This window comes from Kordia sp. (assembly GCF_045105435.1).
GTDB lineage: Bacteria > Bacteroidota > Bacteroidia > Flavobacteriales > Flavobacteriaceae > Kordia.
In genome coordinates this window covers 1-7,540 of sequence record NZ_JBGCDL010000244.1, presented here as the reverse complement: position 1 = coordinate 7,540, position 7,540 = coordinate 1, and the positions used below count along the sequence as shown (strand labels likewise).

9 protein-coding genes are annotated in these 7,540 nt (G+C 34.0%); 1 reads left to right on the top strand and 8 read right to left on the bottom strand.

Annotated elements, in window-relative coordinates:
• The 6 genes from AB8B65_RS12450 to AB8B65_RS12425 form a co-directional block, all read right to left on the bottom strand.
• Positions 1-326, bottom strand: a 326-nt coding sequence (locus AB8B65_RS12450) for a hypothetical protein (protein ID WP_405301377.1), incomplete at its 3' end; no start/stop codon positions are given.
• Between the two features lie 732 nt (positions 327-1,058).
• Positions 1,059-1,742 carry an endonuclease/exonuclease/phosphatase family protein gene (locus tag AB8B65_RS12445; protein WP_405301376.1) on the bottom strand — a complete coding sequence of 228 codons (684 nt, stop codon included), beginning with the start codon at positions 1,740-1,742 and terminating at the stop codon, positions 1,059-1,061.
• 206 nt (positions 1,743-1,948) lie between these two features.
• Positions 1,949-2,530 carry a hypothetical protein gene (locus AB8B65_RS12440; RefSeq protein ID WP_405301375.1) on the bottom strand — a complete coding sequence of 194 codons (582 nt, stop codon included), beginning with the start codon at positions 2,528-2,530 and terminating at the stop codon, positions 1,949-1,951.
• A gap of 62 nt (positions 2,531-2,592) precedes the next feature.
• A complete protein-coding gene (locus AB8B65_RS12435) occupies positions 2,593-3,090 on the bottom strand; it encodes a YciI family protein (RefSeq protein ID WP_405301374.1) in 498 nt (165 codons plus the stop codon).
• Complete coding sequence (locus tag AB8B65_RS12430) at positions 3,083-3,559, bottom strand: CYTH domain-containing protein (protein WP_405301373.1); 477 nt, start codon at positions 3,557-3,559, stop codon at positions 3,083-3,085. The genes AB8B65_RS12435 and AB8B65_RS12430 overlap by 8 nt, the downstream gene beginning before the upstream one ends.
• Positions 3,559-4,704 carry a TlpA family protein disulfide reductase gene (locus AB8B65_RS12425; RefSeq protein ID WP_405301371.1) on the bottom strand — a complete coding sequence of 382 codons (1,146 nt, stop codon included), beginning with the start codon at positions 4,702-4,704 and terminating at the stop codon, positions 3,559-3,561. The genes AB8B65_RS12430 and AB8B65_RS12425 overlap by 1 nt, the downstream gene beginning before the upstream one ends.
• Positions 4,705-4,759: 55 nt before the next feature.
• Here AB8B65_RS12425 and dinB point away from each other — a divergent pair, with 55 nt between their 5' ends.
• Positions 4,760-5,872 (top strand): DNA polymerase IV, encoded by a 1,113-nt coding sequence (gene dinB, locus AB8B65_RS12420; protein ID WP_405301370.1) that lies wholly within the window; start codon positions 4,760-4,762, stop codon positions 5,870-5,872.
• Between the two features lie 322 nt (positions 5,873-6,194).
• On the opposite strand, the gene AB8B65_RS12415 is transcribed toward dinB, so the two are convergent.
• Positions 6,195-6,818: a hypothetical protein gene (locus AB8B65_RS12415; RefSeq protein ID WP_405301369.1), complete on the bottom strand. Its 624-nt coding sequence runs from the start codon at positions 6,816-6,818 to the stop codon at positions 6,195-6,197.
• A gap of 79 nt (positions 6,819-6,897) precedes the next feature.
• The coding region (locus AB8B65_RS12410) for a pyruvate kinase (protein WP_405301368.1) at positions 6,898-7,540 on the bottom strand (643 nt) is incomplete at its 5' end.

The window sequence follows — 7,540 nt, the reverse complement described above, 5'->3', positions numbered from 1 at the left end:
TCTTGGTTTCGCAGCAGTTTTGTACAGCGTTTTTTGTAGAGATGTAATAGTATATCTCTGAACGCTTTGCGCCTGCTTGGATGCTTCTTTTTGCTTAATGCACTAAAATGACTTTGTATGATATATGCCAACGAATTGTATTCGTAGTTTGATCGTTCTTTGCCTTCAAAAACTCGTTCTACCATTGCTGGAAACAGTACTTTTTTTGCTTTGTTATGTTTTTGTAAGCTTTCTTGTAGTGCTGCTTCTTTTGCCTTTTCGGCGAGTTTTTCCTTTAATCTTCTGGACTTCGATGTATGCTTTCGATGTATTTGTGATGTTTCCATGACTGTCTCTTTTGAATGTTGTTTTCAGTAAAAAATTTTAATGTGTGTGTTTGATGTTGCATGTTTGTTTTTTATGCGTTAAAAATTATTTTTGTTGGTACTGAAAACACACTCCCGAGTTTTACAGTCGTTCCATTTGTTTGATTAAATTCATCTTTCTTCGTTTTGTGTCGCTACACGATTTCTAGCTTTTTGTTGTGTTGTTGTTTTCTGTTTTAATTGCTTAACTAAATGTCAAATCGAGCGCAGTCGAGATTCAATAAAATCGATAACTTTCTTAGCTTCTCGACTGCGCTCGATTTGACAAATAGTTTATTCTTTTCAGCTCTGAGTTTCATTAATAAAAAAAGCCCGATTCTTAGGTAGAACCGAGCTTTTATACTGTTGTATATATATTCTTTATTCCAAAGAATATTTTGGTTCTAAAATGAACAATAGCTGCGTATTTACAGGGTTTGTTCCGATATGTTTTGTTGCTGTTGTGAGCATATTTTTTAAAAATGAGCATTAAAAAACCCGAGCCTTTTGGGACTCGGGTTGTTTGATGATGTTATATTTCTACTGAAAGATACAACTGGTAAAACCCAAGTCGCGCATCGGAATGTTTCCAACACTGTTTCGATATGTAAGTTTTACTTTTTGCACGTTTTCGTTTTTGTTACTAATTTGTTTTTTGTTTTGTCACGTTTTGATGTTTGCAAATATAGAAGATCATTTTTTAATTTTCCAAATTTATTTTTTCTCAACCTCTTTTTTGAGGTACATTTTGAGCATGGAATGATCGGATTTCCAAGTGCTAATTTTTTCCGTTTTTAGAATTTTGACATCTTTGGAAACCCAGATATGATCTAGGGAAAGTAGCGGAATGTTCCAAAACCAAGTTTCTCGAAATCCATTTCCTTTTTCCGTGAATGCATGCTGGTAATTTTTTTTGAAATTTTTAAAGAATAACGACTCAAATGGCGTATTAAAGTCTCCTAAAATGATGGTTTTGTCTTCCGTTTTGACTTCAGATATGATACTTTTCAGCATTGGTTTTCGAAAATGTCTGAGATCTGAAGAGACATCAATTGCATAAAAATGTGTGTTTTTTGTGCTAAAATGAACGACGACAACATGATCTTTTGTTTTTACTTTTGAATGAATTTTTATAGGTGTTTTTGAAAAAATTCCAATTAATTTTTCCGTGAGTTCAAAATGATAGTTTTTGTATTTTTCTTTTATTTTTTGATAGTCGTATTCATCACATTCAATCAAAACCATTACATCAGGAGTTGATTTACTTACCAAGAATGCATCTTCAAAGTTTCGAACTCGGTAGGCATTCCACAGTACAATTTCTAAGGAATTGGAAGTATCTGCATCGGGCGAATACGTATAGCTTCTGCTTCCCCAAATGACAGTTAACAGAAGCACAAGTATTGTATAGTACTTTCTGGCGGAAGCCTTTATGAATAGTAGTAAAAACAACAAACCGAGCACAATTATCGGAAGCGGCGTTGCATAAAAAAGTAAGCCCGAAATATAGCATGTATCTTTTATTGTAAAGTGTATAATAATAGCTAAGCACAAGAAGATTTGCACAGATCTTTTTAGGTAATGACGTAGTTTTATTTTCAATTTTATGTTGTAAGCTGTAAATAGTTTTTGAAGAAGTTTTCAAACCATACCAAATCACTTCGTAAATGATTGCTTTTGAAACCTTCTATACTTATGATTGTGACTTGATTTCCTTCTTTGTCTTCTAAGAAAACATTTCCCATCAAAATACTATCACCGTGAATTTCAATACTATTTTTGATGGTTGCTATATTTTCTACATCGTATTTTTTTTCTTTTTGATTTACTTTGAAGATTAGTTTCCTGTTGTAGAGAATTTTTGATGCGTGATTTTCCTTTTTCTTTTTTCGAATACGAAGCAAACTACCATACGCAAACCCTATTAACGCAAAACCACTTACTAATCCAAATCCAAATAAGAGTTGCATTTTAGGAATGTAAACGCCGTAAAATATGATGAATAAAGATACACTTAGCACAATAATACTTCCGAAAATTAACGGTAATAAGAAGTAAACTAGAAGTTGTTGATAGTCAGTTGTTGCTGTTTTAATGATGATGCGATCACCTCTTTTTTCAAAATTAATTTTGTGTCGTTTTAATTTTTGCGCAAATAAGTTAATCTCATTTTTTATGTTAAACATGATCTATTTTTTGAAGTAAATCTTGAGTTTTATGCTAGTTTTCCGCCTACGCAAGAACAGGTTTATCGCAACGAAGTGCCTTTTGCTGCCCACCAAGGATGCAGTTCAATTTGTAAACGTCCTGCTTTTACAGATGGATCTGAATTGGCTAAACTGTCTGCCATTTCTAGGGTTGGAACATTGTAAATGGTAATTCCGCGAATGTCGCCCAAATCGCCAATAGGTCCAGAGATATCTGCATATCCTAAGTCATACATTTTTTTTAAGTGTGCCAAATGCAATCGCTGTAAACTGTCGCCCGTTTTATTACTTTGTGTACTGTCTTTTCCTTTTTTAAGAAACGCCATAAAATATTGCTGCATTAAAATAGTATCTTTTGTTTTTTGATCTACCATTTCCAAAATTTTAAAACCTTTATCTAGCAGTTTTTGTATTTCTACTTTGGTGAATTTTTTGTTTCCAACTTGATTTTGGTTATTGTTTAACGTTTTATTTTTATTGGAATTATTGCACGCCACACAAAAAATTCCAACTAAAATTAGACAGATATATTTATTCATGATGCCAAGTTTTATAAGGTTTTTTACTGAGTTGAGAGTTGTAATATGGTGTTTGCCCTGTGACTTCTTCGCCAAGCCAATCAGGTTTTTGAAATGCTTCGTTTTCATGCTGTAATTCTACTTCGGCAACAAGCAAACCTTCATTTTCGCCAAAGAATTCGTCTACTTCAAAAATATGATTTCCTAGCGGAATATTGTAGCGTATTTTTTCAATGATTCCTTTTTCGCAAAGTTGTAAAAGTTGTGTTGCTTCTGCGACTGAAATTTCCGTTTCCCACTCAAATCGACTTGTGCCACTTTCGTTCGATTTTCCTTTGATGGTTAGAAATCCTTGGTTTCCTTTTATACGAACACGAACCGTACGTTCCGCATGCGTATTGAGAAAACCTTGCGCTATTTGGAAAGAATTGGCAGCTTCTTTTTTGAATTTTGGACTGTTAACGAGAAATTTTCGTTCTATTTCTTGCATTATTTTGGGTCAATAAGCTTTAATAAATTCTCTGCTTTTTTGAATTCAAATTCAACTAATTGCTGATTTTGGTCAAAAATATAGGATGTTGGGTAACTGATTACATTATAATTAGGAACAATCTCTGAATGTGTGCCCGCATACAGATTTACCCACGGAATGCTATCCTGTTTAGATGCTTTTTGCCAAGTGGATTGATCATAATCTGTATTTATCGAAACGATTTCAATACCTGCTTTTTTCAGTTCTTTGTACACTAATTTTCCTTCTTTGTTAAATTTTCTACACGGAATACAACCAGAATGCCAAAACTCTATCAGTGTAAAACGATTTTTAGAAATGATTTGTGAAAGCGACTTTTCTTTACTTGCTAAATTTAGCAACGTATACTCTACAAATTCTTGATTTTCAGAAGTATCATCTATAGTATCAATATAATTATTTACAATTTTATAGTCCGACGTATGACGAAGTGAGGTATCAATTTGCTCAAAAAACATTCGCAAGTGCTCTCTATCAGCTAATGGCATTCTCTTTTTGTCATACACAACATTGTTTTCTAACATCATTCGCAAATAATGCAATCCTACAGCTCCTTTTTGCTTTTTAAATAGTGTTTCTTTATAAAAGTCAAAGGTTTTTCTTCTTACACCAGGATATATATATTTTTGCATACTATCATTTTTCAAACTGTCTTTAAAAACCCAAACACTATTAATTTTCCAATATGTAGTCGCAATATTTTTTGCAAATTTATTCAGATTTCCCTTGACGGTTGAATCTTTTGCAATCATCCATTGGTTATCTTTTTTGTCAAGTTCTAAATGTATTTCCAACGTGTCTTCCGAGATGAAAATCGGTAGTGGCGCAAAGTCACTTTCATGATCTGCAATACTTAAATAAGCGACGTCTTGCGATTGAAATAATCCTTTGAATCTGTAAACACCGTTCTGTATTGTTGACTCCAAAATATTGTTTGGGTATAAGCTTGGAACGTTTAATTGTAATTTTTTGTTAGCTCCATTAATAACTTTTCCATGCATAAAGAATTCGGAACGTTGATCTTTATTGGTACTTTTGTCAGAACACGCAGAAAAAAGCAATCCAAAAGAGAAAATAACGCTTAAAAATAGGTGTTTATTCATCTATCTTATTTTGTTACAGATTTAATTTACTGCTAAAGATATCATAATTTTGAATATGGACTTCGATTTCCCTTTACGAAAAATTATTCATGTAGATATGGATGCGTTTTATGCGTCTGTTGAGCAAATGGATAATCCTGAATTGAAAGGAAAACCACTTGCGGTTGGCGGTGGCGGAAAACGTGGTGTTGTGAGTGCAGCTAGTTACGAAGCACGAAAGTTTGGCGTGCGAAGTGCCATCAGCGGGTTTTTAGCCAGAAAACGTTGTCCTGAATTAATTTTTGTACCTCCACGATTTGATCGGTATAAAGAGATTTCAAGTCAAATTCGGAAAATTTTTTATGAATATACCGATTTGGTGGAACCTTTGTCTTTGGATGAAGCGTATTTGGACGTGACTCAGAATAAGAAAGGAAATCCGAGTGCCTCTATGATTGCGGAGGAAATTCGTGCTAAAATTTTGAAAGATGTTGGTTTAACCGCTTCCGCGGGAATTTCTATTAATAAGTTTGTTGCCAAAGTTGCGAGCGATTATAACAAACCAAACGGACAAAAAACGGTTCCACCAGAAGAAGTGTTGGACTTTTTGGAAGCCTTGGATATTCGGAAGTTTTATGGCGTTGGAAAAGTGACTGCCGAACGCATGTATCAGCTTGGAATTTTTACAGGAAAGGATTTGAAAATGAGAGATGTTGAATTTTTGACGGAACATTTCGGCAAATCGGGAAGCTTTTATTATAATGTTGTGAGAGGAATTCACCTCAGTGCCGTAAAACCTAATAGAGTTGCAAAATCGGTTGCTGCCGAACGTACATTTTCTGATAATTTGACTAGTGAAATTTTTATGCTAGAGAAGCTAGAAAATATTGCTACCGAACTCGAAAGACGCTTGAAAAAGTATGCGATTTCTGGAAAGACAATTACCTTAAAAATAAAATACAGCGATTTCACCACACAAACTCGAAGTAAAACAATTCAATATTTTATTGCAGATAAAGATTTGATTTTTGAAACGGTAAAAGATTTATTATATCAAGAAAAATTGAAAGATTCTGTGCGTTTGTTAGGTATTTCTTTGAGTAATTTGAATACCGATAAGAAAGATAAAAAATCTTCTAAAGTAGATGAGAAGAAGAGTATTTCTGTTCAGTTGAAGTTTGATTTTTAGATTAATTAGATAGCTAACGCTCTTAGAACGCTGTCGCTGTTAGACTTGTTCCTGCGAAGGCAGGAATCTCTTAGATCGCTTTTAGTTTTTAAACAACATTTTACGTTTCAAAGTACTTCTCGATACTATTTTTCTTCAAAAAATCACTCGAAGTGACGTTTAGATTATGAAACGTCATTACGAGGAAAAAACGACGAAGTAACCTGTGCCTAGTTCACACAAAAAATTATCTATGAAACAAATAGATTGCCACAAGTTTTTTTAAAACTTTCGCAAAGACGTTTCAAAGATTTTCTTAAATTCAAAAGTGTCTAAGGCGTTACTAATTCACTGAAACTTTTGAAAGCACATACAACATTTCTGTTCCTATTTGTTCGCAACGTTCGTCGTATTTTGCAGCTTCTTTCGGTGTTCCGTCAAAGGCTTTTGGATCTTGGAAAGGCAAGGCAATTCTAAAATCGGTTCCTGATACAAACGGACAACCTTCATCAGCTTCTGTACATACCATTATTGCTGCAAATTCTTGTGTTGGATTTGGCGGTTGTTCAAAACGTTTTGAAAATGCCTGATACGGTTCTTGACCAATTTTCCAACGAATGTTGTAAATAGAATTTTCAGCTTTTACTAATTGTGCAATTTCAAAACCGATGCGCTGTGCAGCCGCAATTGCATTTGGATTGAACGCTGTAGCTTCTGTTCCACCTGAAAAAGATTCAAGTTTTGGCAATTGATAGTAATCTGCGGCAGCTGCCAACCATAATTGTCCTAAGTGACTTCTCCTAGAGTTGTGTGTGCAAATAACAATTAGTTTCGGCGTTTTTTTGGCGTTATATTTTTTTTGAATGTACGCAGAGAGTGTTTCTAAGTGTGCTTTTCTGTCCGTAGGAATAGAATTAAAATCTTGCGTTAGTTTTTCAATGTTTTGTAGTAATTCTGGACGAATCATAGGAATTTTTTAAAAAATATGCTTTGACACAGACGTGTATCAAAGCATATTGTTATTCTATTTTATTTTTTGATTTCATTTACTCAATCAATGAAACACGCAAAGTATTTACCATTCCTTTGTCGGTAATTGGCATGGCAGCCAAGTTGATAAGCATGTCGTCTTTTTTAACGAATCCTTTTTCTTTTGCTATTAGGTTTACGTCTTCAACGGTATCATCTGTACTTACAAATTTATCGTAGAAGAATGCTTTTACGCCCCAAAGTAGGTTTAATTGTGTAAGGATTCTTGTGTTGGATGTAAATACTAAAATGTGTGAAGCTGGTCGCCAAGCAGATATTTGGAAAGCCGTATATCCACTATTTGTTAAGGTACAAATTGCTTTCGCTTTTATTTCATTTGCCATGTGCGATGCATGATAACAAACCGATTTTGTAATGTATCTTTTTGTGCGAATGTGTGGTGGTTCTTCTGGTACATTAATTAACGGAGAATCTTCAACACTTTTGATGATTCTTGTCATTTGTTCAATTACTTGCACAGGATATTTACCCACCGAAGTTTCTCCAGATAACATTACGGCATCTGCTCCATCCATAACAGAATTTGCTACATCATTAACCTCAGCTCGCGTTGGTGTTAGGCTAGAAATCATGGTTTCCATCATTTGTGTCGCAATAATCACAGGAATCCTAGCACGTTTAGCACGTAATACCAGTTGT

Excerpts from the sequence above, each read along its gene's own strand:
- AB8B65_RS12440 (WP_405301375.1), bottom strand. The coding sequence starts at position 2,530 with ATGTTTAACATAAAAAATGAGATTAACTTATTTGCGCAAAAATTAAAA.
- AB8B65_RS12435 (WP_405301374.1), bottom strand. The coding sequence starts at position 3,090 with ATGAATAAATATATCTGTCTAATTTTAGTTGGAATTTTTTGTGTGGCG.
- AB8B65_RS12430 (WP_405301373.1), bottom strand. The coding sequence starts at position 3,559 with ATGCAAGAAATAGAACGAAAATTTCTCGTTAACAGTCCAAAATTCAAA.
- AB8B65_RS12425 (WP_405301371.1), bottom strand. The coding sequence starts at position 4,704 with ATGAATAAACACCTATTTTTAAGCGTTATTTTCTCTTTTGGATTGCTT.
- dinB (WP_405301370.1), top strand. The coding sequence starts at position 4,760 with ATGGACTTCGATTTCCCTTTACGAAAAATTATTCATGTAGATATGGAT.
- AB8B65_RS12415 (WP_405301369.1), bottom strand. The coding sequence starts at position 6,818 with ATGATTCGTCCAGAATTACTACAAAACATTGAAAAACTAACGCAAGAT.